Source organism: Micromonospora sp. CPCC 205554 (assembly GCF_036902745.1).
Lineage (GTDB): Bacteria > Actinomycetota > Actinomycetes > Mycobacteriales > Micromonosporaceae > Micromonospora > Micromonospora tulbaghiae.
On the sequence record NZ_JBAKHP010000012.1, the window covers coordinates 93,319 to 108,529 of the forward strand.

13 protein-coding genes are annotated in these 15,211 nt (G+C 75.0%); 3 read left to right on the forward strand and 10 right to left on the reverse strand.

All coding sequences use genetic code 11. The annotated features are described in order from the left end of the window. Positions 1–2,061: 2,061 nt before the first annotated feature. Together V6U82_RS17915 and V6U82_RS17920 are read right to left on the reverse strand one after the other, a co-directional pair. A complete protein-coding gene (locus tag V6U82_RS17915; protein WP_334462612.1) occupies positions 2,062–3,552 on the reverse strand; it encodes a replication-associated recombination protein A in 1,491 nt (496 codons plus the stop codon). A gap of 74 nt (positions 3,553–3,626) precedes the next feature. Continuing rightward, positions 3,627–3,839, reverse strand: a complete 213-nt coding sequence (locus V6U82_RS17920; protein WP_013285485.1) for a hypothetical protein — start codon at positions 3,837–3,839, stop codon at positions 3,627–3,629. Positions 3,840–3,972: 133 nt separating this feature from the next. On the opposite strand from V6U82_RS17920, the gene V6U82_RS17925 reads away from it, so the two are divergent. Beyond that, positions 3,973–4,713 (forward strand): GNAT family N-acetyltransferase, encoded by a 741-nt coding sequence (locus tag V6U82_RS17925; protein WP_334462619.1) that lies wholly within the window; start codon positions 3,973–3,975, stop codon positions 4,711–4,713. A gap of 111 nt (positions 4,714–4,824) precedes the next feature. Here V6U82_RS17925 and V6U82_RS17930 read toward each other — a convergent pair whose 3' ends face one another. The 4 genes from V6U82_RS17930 to aspS form a co-directional block, all read right to left on the reverse strand. Then, entirely contained in the window at positions 4,825–6,171 is a 1,347-nt protein-coding gene (locus tag V6U82_RS17930; protein ID WP_334462621.1) for an MFS transporter, read from the reverse strand. Further along, complete coding sequence (locus V6U82_RS17935; RefSeq protein ID WP_013474882.1) at positions 6,168–6,791, reverse strand: ArsR/SmtB family transcription factor; 624 nt, start codon at positions 6,789–6,791, stop codon at positions 6,168–6,170. Before V6U82_RS17935 ends, V6U82_RS17930 begins: the two co-directional genes overlap by 4 nt. Before the next feature lie 61 nt (positions 6,792–6,852). Continuing rightward, positions 6,853–7,662: an SDR family oxidoreductase gene (locus V6U82_RS17940; protein ID WP_334462625.1), complete on the reverse strand. Its 810-nt coding sequence runs from the start codon at positions 7,660–7,662 to the stop codon at positions 6,853–6,855. Positions 7,663–7,726: 64 nt separating this feature from the next. After that, positions 7,727–9,532 carry an aspartate--tRNA ligase gene (gene aspS, locus V6U82_RS17945; protein ID WP_334462724.1) on the reverse strand — a complete coding sequence of 602 codons (1,806 nt, stop codon included), beginning with the start codon at positions 9,530–9,532 and terminating at the stop codon, positions 7,727–7,729. A 149-nt stretch (positions 9,533–9,681) separates the two neighbouring features. Here aspS and V6U82_RS17950 point away from each other — a divergent pair, with 149 nt between their 5' ends. Next, positions 9,682–10,380 carry a DUF998 domain-containing protein gene (locus V6U82_RS17950; protein ID WP_334462627.1) on the forward strand — a complete coding sequence of 233 codons (699 nt, stop codon included), beginning with the start codon at positions 9,682–9,684 and terminating at the stop codon, positions 10,378–10,380. Positions 10,381–10,447: 67 nt separating this feature from the next. Here V6U82_RS17950 and V6U82_RS17955 read toward each other — a convergent pair whose 3' ends face one another. Then, positions 10,448–11,497, reverse strand: coding sequence for a S1 family peptidase (locus tag V6U82_RS17955; RefSeq protein WP_334462629.1), 1,050 nt, complete (start codon positions 11,495–11,497; stop codon positions 10,448–10,450). 201 nt (positions 11,498–11,698) lie between these two features. Beyond that, a complete protein-coding gene (locus V6U82_RS17960; protein WP_334462632.1) occupies positions 11,699–12,175 on the reverse strand; it encodes a winged helix-turn-helix transcriptional regulator in 477 nt (158 codons plus the stop codon). Between the two features lie 56 nt (positions 12,176–12,231). On the opposite strand from V6U82_RS17960, the gene V6U82_RS17965 reads away from it, so the two are divergent. Continuing rightward, positions 12,232–12,732 (forward strand): PaaI family thioesterase, encoded by a 501-nt coding sequence (locus V6U82_RS17965; protein WP_334462635.1) that lies wholly within the window; start codon positions 12,232–12,234, stop codon positions 12,730–12,732. 134 nt (positions 12,733–12,866) lie between these two features. On the opposite strand, the gene V6U82_RS17970 is transcribed toward V6U82_RS17965, so the two are convergent. Together V6U82_RS17970 and hisS are read right to left on the reverse strand one after the other, a co-directional pair. Next, positions 12,867–13,802 carry an acyl-ACP desaturase gene (locus V6U82_RS17970; protein WP_334462636.1) on the reverse strand — a complete coding sequence of 312 codons (936 nt, stop codon included), beginning with the start codon at positions 13,800–13,802 and terminating at the stop codon, positions 12,867–12,869. Between the two features lie 51 nt (positions 13,803–13,853). After that, positions 13,854–15,194, reverse strand: coding sequence for a histidine--tRNA ligase (gene hisS, locus V6U82_RS17975; protein ID WP_334462638.1), 1,341 nt, complete (start codon positions 15,192–15,194; stop codon positions 13,854–13,856). Positions 15,195–15,211 lie beyond the last annotated feature (17 nt).

Here is a 15,211-nt window from a genome sequence, read left to right on the forward strand (position 1 = left end):
GGCCGGCCGGGCGGCGGGTGACCGGCATGGCGGGGTCGGTGTGCGGCGTGCGGCCCGCCTGCCGCAGCCAGTCGGCAGGCCGGTCGGGCCGTTGCGGCCGCGGCTCACCGGGCGGGGTCGGGCCGGTCGCCGGACTGCCGGACACGGGCGCGCCCGGCAGGTCCGGCGCGTTTCCGCTGCGCGGTACGACCGGGGCGGCCCGGCGGCCGGTGCCCGGCGTGGGACCGGCTGCGGATCCGCCGCCGGGCGCGGGCGCGTGGTGGCCGCCGGTGGACTCGTCGTGCCGGGCACGTCGCCCGCCACCGGAGACCGGGGCGGCGTCCGGAACTGCCCGTCCGGCCGGTCCGCCGGGTGCGACGCCTTCCGGTGCGGCGCGACGGCCGGCACCGGAGACCGGCCGGGTGCCGGGCGGTACGTCGGCACGCGACCGCCGGCCCGCCCCCGAGACAGGCCGGGTACCGGGCGGAACGTCCTCGGCACGGGACCGCCGGCCCGCACCGGAGACCGGTTGGATGCCGGGCGGCACGTCCTCGGCACGGGCCCGGCGGCCCGCACCGGAGACCGGTTGAATGCCGGGTGCCACGTCGTCGGGCCGCGCCCGGCGTGCTCCACCGGGGACCGGCTGGACGGCGTCGGTGTCGTCGGCGCGGGCCCGGCGTCCTCCACCGGAGACCGGCTGGACGCCGGCGGTGTCGTCCGCCCGGGCACGTCGGCCGCCGGACGGCGGGATCGTCGGATCGGCCTGGTGCGGGACCTCGGGTCCGGCTCCGTGCCGGCCGCGGGGCGTCGGCGGTACGCGGGTGTCACCGTCGGCGGGCGGCCCGCCCGGGTCGGCGGACGCCCGGCCGGGCGTCGGCGGAGCGGGCGGGACGCGGGTGCCGGTGACGGGCGGCTGCTGGCCGGTGGGTCCGTCCACGCGGCGGCGGTACGGCGCGTCGGCCGGGCGGGGCGCCTCGGGCACGCCGGGCCAGGGACCGTCGACGGGGCGGCGCGGGGCGCCGGCTTCGGGGCCGCCGGGCCAGGGGCCGTCACCGGCCCGGCGCGGGGCACCGGTCTCGGGACCGCCGGGGCGTACCGGCGGCGCGGCCGGACCGGGCGCGTCGGGGCGGCGCATGACCGGCGGACGCGGACCGGGCCGGCCACCACCGGGCGGCGTGTCCGGGCCGGGACGGCCACCGCCGGAGGGCGCGTCCACGACCGGCGGGCGGACTCCCGGCGGCATGTCCGCGGCCGGACGCCCGGGGGCCGGGGGCAGGTCCCCGCCGGGCCGGCCGGACGGCGGGGCGGTGTCCGCGCGGGACCGTCCGGCCGGCGGAGGCGTCTCCACGCCCGGTCGGCCGGGAGCCGGGGGCAGGTCGGTGCCGGGGCGGCCGGTGACCGGTCCGCCGGGACGCCCGGCGGCCGGGGGCGCAGCCGGGCCGGGGCGGCCGGTCACGGGCGGCATCGCCGGGTCGGTGCGGCCCACGGGAGCGGGCCCACCCGGACGGGGCCGCCCCGGAGTCTGCGGCGCGGCGGCCGGCGGCGGAACGGGCCGCCCCGGAGTCTGGGGCGCGGCGGCCGGGGGCGGAACCGGCCGGCCCGGAGTCTGCGGCGGAACCGGCCGGCCGGGAGCCTGGGGCGCGGCAGCCGGGGGCGGAACGGGCCGGCCGGGAGCCTGAGGCGCGCCTGCCGACGGAGTGCCGGGCCGGCCGGCGGGTGAGGGCGGCGGAACCGGCTGACCGGTCGAGGGCGGCTGGGCACCCGGAGCCGGAGGCCGCGGAGCCTGCCGGGCGGCGGAGCCCGGACCCGGCGCGGCGGCCGGGCGGGGTGGCCGGGCCGGTTCGCCGTCCGGCCAGGACGGGTCGGCGCCGGGGCGCGTCGCGGGAACGCCTCCGTCCGGTCCGAGTTCACCGCCCTGCTGCTTGGCGGTGCGCAGGTCGTCGATCCAGCCGAGTTCCTCGCCGACGACAGTCGGGTCCAGCTCGGGCTCGGCCCGGCCGCGTCCCCACCGGCGGCCCTTGCCCCGCGGGTCGCGCCGCTCGTCGGGGCCGTCCGCCGGCCGCTCCGGACCACGCGCCATCACTACTGACCCCCCTCGGCGACGTCGCTGCCGCCCTCACTCGCCCCGCTGGCCTGCTCGCCGCCCCCCACCCGGGCCCCGTTCGCGGCGGCCGGGGCGCCGGCCTCCGCCCGGGTCACCGGAGCCGGCAGCCCGCGCACGATCCGGCGCAGCAGCGGCAGCCGGGTGGCCACCGCCCGCTCCGCGCCGTGCCCGCTGGGCCGGTAGTAGTCGGTTCCGACGAGGTCGTCCGGAGCGTACTGCTGGGTGACCACCCCACGGTGGTCGTCGTGCGGGTAGCGGTAGCCGGCCCCGTGGCCGAGGCCCCGCGCGCCGGAATAGTGGGCGTCACGCAGCCCGCGCGGCACCGCGCCGCCACGACCCGCGCGTACGTCGGCGACGGCGGCGCCGATCGCTGTGGTGGCCGAGTTCGACTTCGGCGCGGTGGCCAGGTGGATGACCGCCTGGGCCAGGTTGAGCTGCGCCTCCGGCAGGCCCACGTACTCGACCGCGTGGGCGGCGGCGGTGGCCACTGTCAGCGCGGTGGGATCGGCCATGCCGACGTCCTCACTGGCGAAGATCACCAGCCGGCGGGCGATGAACCGGGCGTCCTCGCCGGCCATCAGCATCCGGGCCAGCCAGTGCAGTGCCGCGTCCACGTCCGAGCCGCGCATGCTCTTGATGAACGCGCTCGTCACGTCGTAGTGCGCGTCGCCGTCCCGGTCGTAGCGCACCGCCGCCACGTCGACCGCCTGCTCGGCCACGGCCAGGTCGATCCGGCCGGTGCCCAGCGCGGTCGCGGTGGCCGCCGCCGCCTCCAGCGCGGTGAGCGCCTTGCGCACGTCGCCCCCGGCGAGCCGGACCAGGTGGTCCTCCGCCTCCTCGGCCAGCACCAGCGCGCCGCCGAGCCCGCGCTCGTCGGCCACCGCGCGGCGCAGCAGCCCGCGTACGTCGTCGTCGTCCAGGGCCTGGAGGGTGAGCAGCACGCAGCGCGACAGCAAGGGCGAGATGACCGAGAAGTACGGGTTCTCCGTGGTCGCCGCCAGCAGCGTGACCGTGCGGTCCTCGACGGCGGCGAGAAGCGAGTCCTGCTGGGTCTTGCTGAACCGGTGCACCTCGTCGATGAACAGCACCGTCGGCGGGCCGCCGGACCGGCGTTGCCGCCGCGCGGTGTCGATCACCGCGCGGACGTCCTTGACGCCCGCGGTCAGCGCGGACATCGCGACGAACCGCCGGTCGGTGGCCCGGGCCACGAGGTGGGCGATGGTGGTCTTGCCGCTGCCGGGCGGACCCCAGAGGATCACCGACATCGGCGCCGCGCCCTCGACCAGCTGACGCAGCGGCGCTCCCGGTGCGAGCAGGTGCTCCTGCCCGACCAGCTCGTCGATGCCCGCCGGCCGCATCCGCACCGGCAGGGGCGAGTCCGCCCGGGCGTCGGTGAAGCCGCCGGCGCCGCCCGCGCCCGCGGGTGCGCCGGCCGGCTCGCCGAGGGTGAAGAGGGCGTCCGATTCCATCACGAGAACAGTACCGGGCCGGGCCGACGACGCCGGAATCGCGCCGCCGCCCCGACCCGGGTGGTCTTTTCCGGTCAGCCGCGACCCGGCCGCCGGCCCCGGTACCACCGGCCGCCACCGCCGCCGCGCGGGCCGGAGCCGACCCCGGCCAGGTAGAGCGAGAGCAGCAGGAAGCCGATGAGCATGAGCGTCGTGGTGCTGAACAGATCGGGCGCGCCGAGGTCGGTGTTCATGAAGTCGAGCAGCAGCGCGAAACCGAACACGATGGCCGCGAGAATGGCGAGCATGTCGTTCCTCCGGTGGGGGTTCCCAGCAGGTCGGCGACGGATGTACCCAATCGGTCTGTTCGTCAATCTCCACCGTGGAACAGGCGGTGGCCCGGCCTCCGGCACGGGCCGGGGATGCTCGTAGGCTGGTTCAATGATCACGGTCGACGAGGCGCTGACCGGGCCGGAGGCGCTGCTCGCCGCGACGGGCAACCACCCGTACGCCCGGCACGCGCTGCGGCGCGACCAGGCCGTGCGGGGATGGCGGCACGGCGGCGCGGTCGGATGGCTGCTCCCGCCGGGTGAGTGGTCGGCGGGCGGCGCGGTCGGCGCTCCCGGCCCGGCGCTCGACGTCTTCGCCGCCCAGCGGGCGGACGGGACGTTGTCGGCCGGCCAGTCGATCAACCTGCCCCGGGCGGATCCGGACGAGGTGTCCGCGCGGCTGCCGGTGGCCCGGCTGATCGAGTGGGACTTCCTCTGGACCACCGGCCCGCCGCCGCGGCAGCCGGAGCAGGAGCGGGTGGTACGCCTGACCGGAGCCGACCTTCCCGCGCTGGCCGCGCTGATCGAGGAGGCGTTCCCGAGCACCACCTCCCGGCCGGGCGACCCGGGCATCGTCGACTGGTACGGCATCCGCGACGGTGACCGCCTGCTCGCCTGCGGCGCCGACCGCAGCCGGGGAGACATCGGCTTCCTGGCCGGGTTGACGGTCGCGCCCGGGCATCGCGGCCGAGGGCTGGGCGCGGCGCTGACCGCCGGGATGACGTGTGCCCTGTTCGACCGGTACGACGCCGTGGCGCTGGGCGTGTACCCGGACAACGTGGGCGCGATCCGGCTCTACCGCCGGCTCGGCTTCACCGCCACCGAACGCCGCACGTCGATCCGGCTCGCCTGACGCACCGTCCCCACGCCGAGATCTCGGTACGGAACGGCCCTCATCGGGGCGCTCGCGTACCAAGATCTCCTCGCGTCCGAGCCGGCCGGCGTCACCCCGAGCGGGCGGGGATCAGTCGCGGCCGGTCGACGCCGGCACGACCACCGGTGCCGGCTCGGGGGCCAGGCCGGTCTGACCGGGGCCGCCGGCCGTGCCCTCCGGTCCCACCTGGACGTCCGGCGAGGTACGGCGGGCGGCGCGCCAGGCCGGAAGGTAGAGCGGCGCGGCCACGGCGAGCATCACCGCGCCGACGATCATGGCGATGCTGACGCTCGTGGCGTCGGCCAGCGCGGTGAGCGTCACCGCGCCGAGCGCGCCGGCCGGCTGGGCGGCCATCGAGTTCAGCGAGAGCACGCTCGTCCGGTACGGGCCGTCGACCTGCCGGTGCAGCAGTCCCATGTGCAGCGGGTTCGACGCGCCGTGCACGGCGTAGCAGGCCAGGTACGCGATGAGCACGCCGACCGGCCCGGCGAGCAGACCCATGCCGACCACCGTGACGCCCTGGAGGATCCGCATCAGCGCGGCGGCGGGGGCGGCACCGAGGCGGCGCAGCAGGAACGGGGTGAGCGCGGCGCCGGCGGCGTTCGCCAGCCAGGCCGCCGTGCCGGCGGGGCCGAGCAGCGCCGCCGCCCGGTCGGCGCCACCGACCACGTCGGCGAGGCGTACCGGCAGGAGCGACTCGAAGGTCACCATGCCGAAGCCCCAGAACAGCTCGACGGCGACCAGGGCCAGCAGCACCCGGTTGCGGCGCAGCAGCCCGACGGCCTGCCCGACCATGCGGGGCGCGTCTACCACCGAGGCGCGCAGCGCGGCCGGGCCGGACGCGGGCCGCCGCTCGGCCATCAACGCCAGCAGGGCCACGATGGAGACACCCTGGAGCACGGCCGCGACGAGCACCGGCAGCGCCAGCGCGCTGACCGGGCCGACCGGGCCGAGCGCGACCAGGCCGCCGCTGAGCAGGGCGCCCGCGCCGATGGCGACGCCGATCACGGTGCCGGCCCAGCCGAGGCCGCGTTCGTACTCGGCTTTCGGGTCGGCGGCGAGCGTGGCGTCGACGTACCAGGATTCCATCGGGCCGCTGTCGAGCGCCCGGTAGACGCCCTGCAACGCCCAGACCAGGAAGAACATCCAGAACGAGTCGGCCACCGCCATCAGCGCCAGCGAGCCGAGGCCGATGGCCCAGGCGGCGACCAGCACCGGTTTGCGGCCGAGCGCGTCGGCGAAGCCGCCGGTGGGCAGTTCCAGCGCCAGCACCACCAGGCCCTGGGCGGTGGCGACCAGGCCGATCTGGGACAGCGTGAGCCCGCGCTCCTGCATCAGCAGGATCATCACCGGCATGAGCAGGCCGCTCGGTAGCCAGCGCAGGCCGTACAGCGTGAGGTAGCGGATCCGGATCTGGCGTACGGACAGCGCGGTCACGGCTTCTCCTCGGTGGACGGCGGGGCGGGCCGCGGGAACGCCGCGTCCATCGGGAGGGCGGCGAGGTAGAGCTGGACCGTCTCGGCGTCGGGATCGTCGGGGTCGGTCTCGTCGCGGTGCCGCTCGAAGAGCGCGAAGACCTCCTCCTTGATCGCTTCGAGCCGCGAGACCGGGATCCGCATGAAGAAGTCGCCCATGCCGAACGCGTCGCGCCAGGCCGGTCCCCACTGGTGCCGCTGGGCGAACCAGCGTTCGGCGTGCCCGGCGAAGAAGCGGACGTAGTCGGCCTCCAGCCACTCGATCGCGGCCCGCGAGTCGGGGTCGTCGTCGAAGTCGCTCGACTCCCAGTTGGTGACGTCGTGCGCGGCCCGCCAGTAGCGCTGCCGGCCGGTGCCGAGGTTGGGATCCTCGACCACGAGACCGACCTCGGCGAGCTGGCGCAGGTGGTAGCTGGTCGCGCCGCTGTTGGTGCCGAGCATCTCGGCCAGGGCGGTGGCGGTGGACGGGCCTGCCACGCGCAGCGCCCCGATCAGCCGCATGCGCAGCGGCTGGGCCAGCGCGCGGACCTGGCGGTGGTCGATGCGTACGGCGCGTTCCTCGGGCCGCTTCTTCTCCTCCATGAGATGCACAATATCTGTGCACACTTTCCATGCACAAGATGCTTGCAAAGAATCTGTGCAACTAGCCGTACAGCTCGGTGACCCCGCGCAGCCGGGTCCGCAGCAGCCCCGCGGCGCGGGTGGAGTCCAGCACCACCTCACCCGGGCGGTGCAGCCCGGCGGCGGCGATGGTGGTCGTGCGCAGATCCCTGGCGTCCACGCCGTCGTGGCGCGCCACCAGCAGGCCCAGCTCGGCGCGGCTCACCGCGTCCGGCCCGGCCACGTTCAGCAGTCCGGCGTAGTCGCCCGGCACCAGCTCCAGCACCGCGGCGGCGAGGTCGGCGACGTGCACCGGGCAGCGCAGCTCGTCGGTGAACAGCGTGGCCCGGCCGGCCAGCGCGTCCCGGCAGAGCTGGATCTGCTTGCTGCCCTCCCCCACGATCAGCGAGGTCCGCACCAGCGCCGCGCCCGGATCCACCGCCCGCACCGCCGTCTCCGCCGCCGCCTTCGCGGCCCCGTACGGGTGCAGCGGCGTGGGCACGTCCTCGTCCGCGTACGGCGTGGACCGCCCGGCGTGCAGCGCGTCGCTGGACAGGTGCACCAGCCGGGCGCCCACCTCGGCGGCGGCGACCGCGATGTGGGCCGCCCCGTCCGCCGTGACCGCCCAGTCGTCGTACCGGTAGGGGGTGGCGACGACCGCGTCGGGGCGTACCCGGGTCAGCAGCTCACGCACGGCGACGCGGTCGGTCACGTCGAGCCGGTGCGGCGCGACGCCGGGCACCGCCACGGTGGCGGAGTGGTACGTGCCGGTCACCCGGTGCCCGGCGGCGACCGCCTGCCGGCACACCTCGGCGCCGAGGAAGCCGCTGGCTCCCACCACGAGCAGACGCATCAGTCCCCCTGAAGATCGAAAAGGCCCGCGTCATCATGACGCGGGCCCTTCGACGAGGCGAGGATCAGGTGGGGTCGGCCACCGGCGCGGCCGGGCCGGCGGTGCCGGCGTGCGGGCCGGCCGGCGCCTTCGGCTTGGCGTCGATGCCGGCCTCGGCGCGCTGCTGCCCGGTGATCGGGGTGGGCGCGCCGGTCAGCGGGTCGAAGCCGCCCCGGGTCTTCGGGAACGCGATGACCTCGCGGATCGAGTCCGCGCCGGCCAGCAGCATGCAGACCCGGTCCCAGCCGAACGCGATGCCGCCGTGCGGCGGGGCGCCGTACTTGAACGCCTCCAGCAGGAAGCCGAACTTGTCCTGCGCCTCGTCGGCGGTGATGCCGAGCAGGTCGAACACCCGCTGCTGCACGTCGCCGCGGTGGATACGGATCGAGCCGCCGCCGATCTCGTTGCCGTTGCAGACGATGTCGTACGCGTATGCCAGCGCCCGGTCCGGTGCCTCCTCGAACCGGTCCACCCACTCGGCGTTCGGCGAGGTGAACGGGTGGTGCACGGCGGTCCAGCCGCCCTCGTCGGTGCGCTCGAACATCGGCGCGTCGACGACCCAGCAGAACGCCCAGGCGCTCTCGTCGATCAGGTTCGCCCGCTTGGCGATCTCGATCCGGGCCGCGCCGAGCAGCTCCTGCGCCTCGCGGGTGTTCGTGCTCGCGGCGAAGAAGACCGCGTCGCCGGGCTTCGCGCCGACCGCGTCGGCCAGGCCGGACAGGTGCGCCTCGGACAGGTTCTTCGCCACCGGGCCGCGCGCCTCGCCGGTCTCGGCGTCCAGCACCACGTACGCCAGGCCGCGCGCGCCGCGCGCCTTGGCCCAGTCCTGCCAGCCGTCCAGCTCCTTGCGGGTCTGCGAGGCGCCGCCGGGCATGACCACCGCGCCGACGTAGCCGCCCGCGTCGATCGCGCCGGCGAACACCCGGAACTCGGTGCCGCGCAGGTAGTCGGTCAGCTCGGTCAGCTCCACGCCGTAGCGCAGGTCCGGCTTGTCCGAGCCGTAGCGGGACATGGCGTCGTGCCAGGTGATGCGCGGGATCGGCCGGGCGATCTCGTAGCCGGCGAGGTCCTTCCACAGCGCCGAGACGATCGCCTCGCCGAGGTCGATCACGTCGTCCTCGGTGACGAACGACATCTCGATGTCGAGCTGGGTGAACTCCGGCTGCCGGTCGGCACGGAAGTCCTCGTCGCGGTAGCAGCGGGCGATCTGGTAGTACCGCTCCATGCCGCCGACCATCAGCAGCTGCTTGAACAGCTGCGGCGACTGCGGCAGCGCGTACCAGCTGCCCGGCTGCAGCCGCACCGGCACCAGGAAGTCGCGGGCGCCCTCCGGGGTGGAGCGGGTCAGCGTCGGCGTCTCGATCTCCAGGAAGTCCCGCTCGTGCAGCACGCCGCGGGCGATCTGGTTGGCCCGCGAGCGCAGCCGCATGGCCTTGGCCGGGCCGCCCCGGCGCAGGTCCAGGTAGCGGTACTTGAGCCGGATGTCGTCGCCGGCCTCGATCTGGTCGTCCACCGGCAGCGGCAGCGGCGCGGCCTCGGAGAGCACCTCCAGCTCGGACGCGGTCACCTCGACCTCGCCGGTGGGCAGGTCCGGGTTCTCGTTGCCCTCCGGGCGGCGGGTCACCTCGCCGGTGACCTTGACGCAGAACTCGTTGCGCAGCGCGTGCGCGTCCTCCTCGCGGAACACCACCTGCACGACGCCGGAGGCGTCGCGCAGGTCGACGAAGATGACACCGCCGTGGTCGCGCCGGCGGGCCACCCACCCGGCGAGCATCACCGTCGAGCCGGCGTCCGCGGCGCGCAGGCTTCCGGCATTGTGGGTACGGATCACGGCTGGCGTCTCCTCAATCTGGTCCACTCACTGCTCCCCCGCATTCTGTCAGGGCGGGCGGGCCCGCTCCCCGGCACCCGTCGAGCCGGTCCGCCCCGACGGTGGCGAAAGCGCCGTGCGGGCCGGGTCCGGCGGTCTACCGTGGCCGGGTGCGTGCCGTACCGAGCTGGGCCGTGGTCACCGCGGCTGCCGCGCCCGCGCTGCTGGTCGCGGGCTGGACGGTGGCGGGCGCCCGCCAGGGGCCGGGGTACGACCCGGTGCGGGACACGATCAGCGAGCTGGCCGGTGAGGGCGCCACCGATCCGTGGCTGATGGGCGGCGCGCTGGTGCTGCTCGGCTGCTGCTACTGCGCCACCGCCGCCGCGCTGCACGCCGCCGGGCTGCCCAGCCGCTTCCTGCTCGCGGTCGGCGGGGTGGCCACCGTCGCGCTCATCGTGTTCCCCCGGCCGCAGGTCGGCGGTTCCCCGGCGCACGGGGTGGTGGCCACGGTGGCGGTGCTCGCGCTGGCGCTGTGGCCGGCCGGCACGGCGTTGCGCCTGCCCCGCAGGGTGCCGCGTGCGGTGGCCGCCTCCCCGGCGGGCCGGCCGCCGTGGGCGTTCCGCCGGCCGGTGGCGCTGGCCGTGACGGCGGTGCTGCTGGCGTTGTTCGGCTGGTCGGTGGCGGAGGTGACGGGCGGCTCCCGGACCGGGCTGGCCGAGCGGGTGGCAGCCCTCGCGGTGACGCTCTGGCCGCTGGCGGCGGTGCTGTCCGCGCGGCGCGCCCACCGGCACTGGACGGCCCGGCCGTCGGAGCCGCCCCGGCCGGACGGCCCGCCGGTCGGTCCGGGCCGCCTCGGAGCGGGCACCTGACCGGGTACGCGGAACGGGCCGCCGGTGACCCGGCGGCCCGTTCACCACGGTGCGTGGATCATGCGGATCAGAAGACGCTCACGCCGTAGCGGCTGAGCGCCTCGGTGACCGGCTGGAAGTAGGTGGTGCCGCCGGTGCGGCAGTTGCCGCTACCACCGGAGGTGAGGCCGAGCGCGACGGTGCCGGCGAACAGCGAGCCGCCGCTGTCGCCCGGCTCGGCGCAGACGTTGGTGCGGATGAGGCCGGAGACGCTGCCCTCGGCGTAGTTCACGGTCGCGTTGAGGGCGGTGACGCTGCCGCTGCGCAGGCCGGTGGTGCTGCCGGAACGACGGACGGACTGGCCGACGTACGCGTTGCCGGCCGAGGTGATGTCCTGGAAGCTGCCGTTGTACAGCGAGACGTTGCCGGCCGCGTTGGCCGAGTTGCTGTGCCGGACGATGCCGTAGTCGTTGCCCGGGAAGCTGGTGCCGGTCCGGGTGCCGAGCAGGCTGGTCTGCGCGGAGTTGCTGTACCAGCTCGACGAGATGTTGGTGCAGTGGCCCGCGGTGAGGAAGTAGTAGGTCGAGCCGCTGCGGACGTTGAACCCGAGCGAGCAGCGGCCCCCGCCGCCGGCGTAGATCGCCTGGCCGCCGGAGATCCGGGTGCTCAGCACGCCGGCCTCGGCCTCGATGCGGATCGCGCCGTTGTGGCGGGCGGCGGCGGCCTTGACCCGCTCCAGCTTGGCGCCGGTGATGGTGCTGTCGACGGAGACGACGACCTGGTTCGTGGCCGGGTCGGTCCACCAGGCGGTGCCCGGGATCTTGGCGGAGCGCTCCAGCTCGCTGGTGGCGGCGTTGAGCTTGTCCGCGCCGCGCGCCACGATCTTCGGGATGGCGCCGGCGGCGCGCACCTGACGGGCGGTGGCGGTGTCGGTCACCGTGACGACCATCTTGCCGCTGGCGTCGGCGTACGTGCCGGCCGCGCGGGCGCCGAGCTTCTCGACGAGGGTGGCGGCGGCGTCCGGCGAGAGGGCCGTGGGGGCGGCCTGCGCGGGTGCGCCGAGCAGCGAGCCGGTGACCAGGGTGCCGGCGACGGCGACTGCGGCGGCGCGGCGGAGCGTGGACCTCGTGGGTCGCATGTAACAACCTCCGAATGGGGGTGAACGGGCGCTGTCATGGGGGCGCGCCCGAGGACAACCCGGGCGACCTGGGGAAACCGCCCGGGTGCCCAAAGTATTCACACATTTAAGATCGTAAGCAAGACATGGCTTTGCCCGGATTCGCACCAGCGCTCGATGTAACGCCGGAGCAACAACATCGACACCATCTGTCAGAGCGGTTCAGGGCGTACGGCGGTGGGCTCCCGGGCCCGGGCGAGGCAGAACGTCGCGCGCCTCGGTGACCTCGTGCCCGTCGGCGCAGCGCAACGCGACCCGGACCTCGGCGCCGCAGTCGCGGTGCGCGACGCTCAGCGGCGAGCCCTCCGGGTCGGCCAGGTAGCGGTCACCCCACCCGAGCACCGCGACCAGCACCGGCCAGAGGTCCAGCCCCATCTCGGTGAGCCGGTACTCGTGGCGCGGCCGGCTGCCCGGCTCGCGGTACGGCTCCCGGCGCAGCACGCCGCGCTCGACGAGCATGGCGAGCCGGTTGGTCAGCACCTGGCGCGGGATGCCGGTCCGCACCCGCATGTCGTCGAAGCGGCGGACGCCGTTGAAGACCTCGCACAGCACGACGAGGGTCCACCGTTCACCGAGGATCTCCATCGCGCGGGCGATGGTGCAGTTCTCCACCGACCAGTCCAGTGCCGCGGGTCTCATGCCGACCAGGCTAGGTCTGATTGACAGACTCAGCAACGCGCTGCAAGGCTGAGTCCATGACACAGACGCAGGAGCGCACCCGCACGTTCACCTGGTCCGACCCGGCGGCCGGCGCCGCGCACCTGGGCCGGCGCAGCGGCCTGGAGCTGATGCAGGCGATGATCGCCGGCGAGCTGGCCGCGCCGCCGATCATGCACCTCGTCGACATGTCCCGGATGGAGGCCGAGGAGGGACGCGTCGCGGTCGAGCTGCTGCCGCAGGAATTCCACTACAACCCGCTCGGCACCGTGCACGGCGGCGTCATCTCCACACTGCTGGACACCGCCGCGGCGTGCGCCGTGCACACCACGCTGCCGGCCGGGATCGGCTACACGTCGCTGGACCTCAGCGTGAAGTTCCTGCGCCCGGTCACCGTCGACACCGGTCTGCTGCGCTGCGAGGGCACGGTGCTGCAGCGGGGACGCCGTACCGCCCTGGCCGAGGCCCGCCTCACGGACCCGGCCGACCGCCTGGTAGCCCACGCCACCTCGACCTGCCTGATCTTCCCCCTCCCCTGACCCGCCCCCTTGTGCTCGGCGATCTTGCAGTTACGGCCCCCGCGCTGCCGGTTTCGCGGCATTCGCGGGGGCCGTAAGTGCAAGATCGCGCGGGAGAGCGAGGGAGGGAGGCGCGAGAGGGAGGGCGGGGTCAGTCAGGCCTTGGCGGCGGTGCGGGCGGCTCGGGCTGCGCGGCGCTCCTCGAAGCGGGACGCCTGGGTCTCCAGGGTGTCCAGGTGGGCGGCGATCTGGTCGCGGGCGGTCTCGCCGTCGGCGTTCAGGCCGGTCACCTCGAACAGGTTCCACTGGCGCAGCACCGGCATCACCACCTCGTCGCGGTGCTGGCGCAGGTCGTAGATGCCGGCCAGCGCGATCGCCACCGACTTGCGGGCGAAGCCGTCGATGCCCACGCCCGGCATCTGGAAATCGGCCAGCACGTCGGCGACCGCCCGCATCGCCTGCGACGGCGCCAGCTCGAAGGCCGCGCCGAGCAGGTTGCGGTAGAAGACCATGTGCAGGTTCTCGTCCGCGGCGACCCGGGCCAGCAGCGCCTCGCACGTCGGGTCGCCGGTGGCCCGGCCCGTGTTGCGGTGCGAGATGCGGGTGGCCAGCTCCTGGAACGACACGTACGCCAGCGAGTGCAGCATCTCCTGGTCGTGCGCGTTCTGGTAACCGGCCGACATGTGCACCATGCGGGCCCGCTCCAGCGCCACCGGGTCCACCGCCCGGGTCACCGTGAGGTAGTCGCGGATCGCCGTGCCGTGCCGCCCCTCCTCCGCGGTCCACCGGTGCACCCAGGTGCCCCACGCGCCGTCGCGCCCGAACAGGGTGGCGATCTCGTGGTGGTACGAGGGCAGGTTGTCCTCGGTGAGCAGGTTGACGATCAGCGCGGTCCGGGCCACCTCGGGCAGCGTCGAGTCCTCCGGCGACCACGCCTCGCCGCCCAGCGGACCGTCGAACGTGCGGCCCTCGCTCCACGGCACGTACTCGTGCGGGAACCACTCCTTGGCCAGCGACAGGTGGCGGTCGAGGTTCTTCTCGACCACCGGCTCGAGTTCGGTGAGCAGAGCGGTCTGGCTGAGCACGGTCACGACGTTCTCCCTACGGTGGCGTAACTTACGCCACCGTAGGTCGAAACGCCGTCAGACGCCAGTGCCGGCCGGGCCGACCAGCGGCTTCAGGTCCGCCCGGGGCGGCGTCCACTCCCCCGCCGCGGCGGGCACCTGCTCGCCGGAACGGATGTCCTTGACCTCGTCGCCGTCCGCGCCGGGGAACCAGACGTACGGGATGCCGCGCCGCTCGGCGTACCGGATCTGCTTGCCGAACTTGGCCGCCGACGGGGACACCTCGGTGGGCACACCCCGCGACCGCAGCGCCGCCGCGACCGCATCGCTGGCCGCCCGGTCCTCCTCGGCGGTGACCGCCACCAGCACGCAGGTCGGCACCGAACGGGACACCGACAGCGCCTCGGCGCCGAACAGCAGGCCGAGCAGCCGGGTCACGCCGATCGAGATGCCCACCCCGGGGAACCGGACGTTGCCCGAGCTGGCCAGGTTGTCGTACCGGCCGCCGGAACAGATCGAGCCGAACCGCTCGTAGCCGATCATCTGCGTCTCGTAGACCGTACCCGTGTAGTAGTCCAGGCCCCGCGCGATGCGCAGGTCGGCCACGCAGAGGCCGGGCGCGTGCGCGGCGGCGGTCTCCACCACGGCGGTCAGCTCCGCGACGCCCTCGTCCAGCAGCGGGTCGCTCACCCCGAGGCCGCGCACCGCGTCGGCGAAGGAGGCGTCCGGCGCGGAGATCTCGGCCAGTGACAGCACGGCCTTGGCCTGCGCCTCGCTCGCCCCGGCGGTGCTCGCCAGCAGCTCCGTCACCCCGGCCGGGCCGATCTTGTCGAGCTTGTCGACGGCGCGCAGCGCCGCCTCGGCGTCGGTCAGCCCGATGCCCCGGTAGAAGCCCTCGCAGATCTTGCGGTTGTTGACCTGGATGCGCACCGGCGGGATCGGCAGCGACCGCAACGCGTCGCCGATGACCAGCGGCATCTCCGCCTCGTAGTGGGCCGGCAGGGTGTCCCGGTCGACGATGTCGATGTCGGCCTGGAGGAACTCCCGGTAGCGGCCCTCCTGCGGGCGCTCACCCCGCCACACCTTCTGGATCTGGTAACGGCGGAACGGGAACTGGAGCTTGCCCGCGTTCTCCAGCACGTAGCGGGCGAACGGCACGGTCAGGTCGAAGTGCAGGCCGAGCGCGTCGTCACCGGCCGGGCCGTCGGTGTCGGCCTGCAACCGGCGCAGCAGGTAGACCTCCTTTGCGGTATCCCCCTTCCGCAGCAACTGATCCAGCGGCTCCACCGAGCGGGTCTCCAGTGGCGCGAAGCCGTACAGCTCGAACGTGGTGCGAATGCGATCGAGAACGAACTGCTCGATCATCCGCTGGGCGGTGGTCCACTCCGGGAAGCCGGAAATGGGCGTGGGCTTGCTCATCACGAACTCCTTGAGAA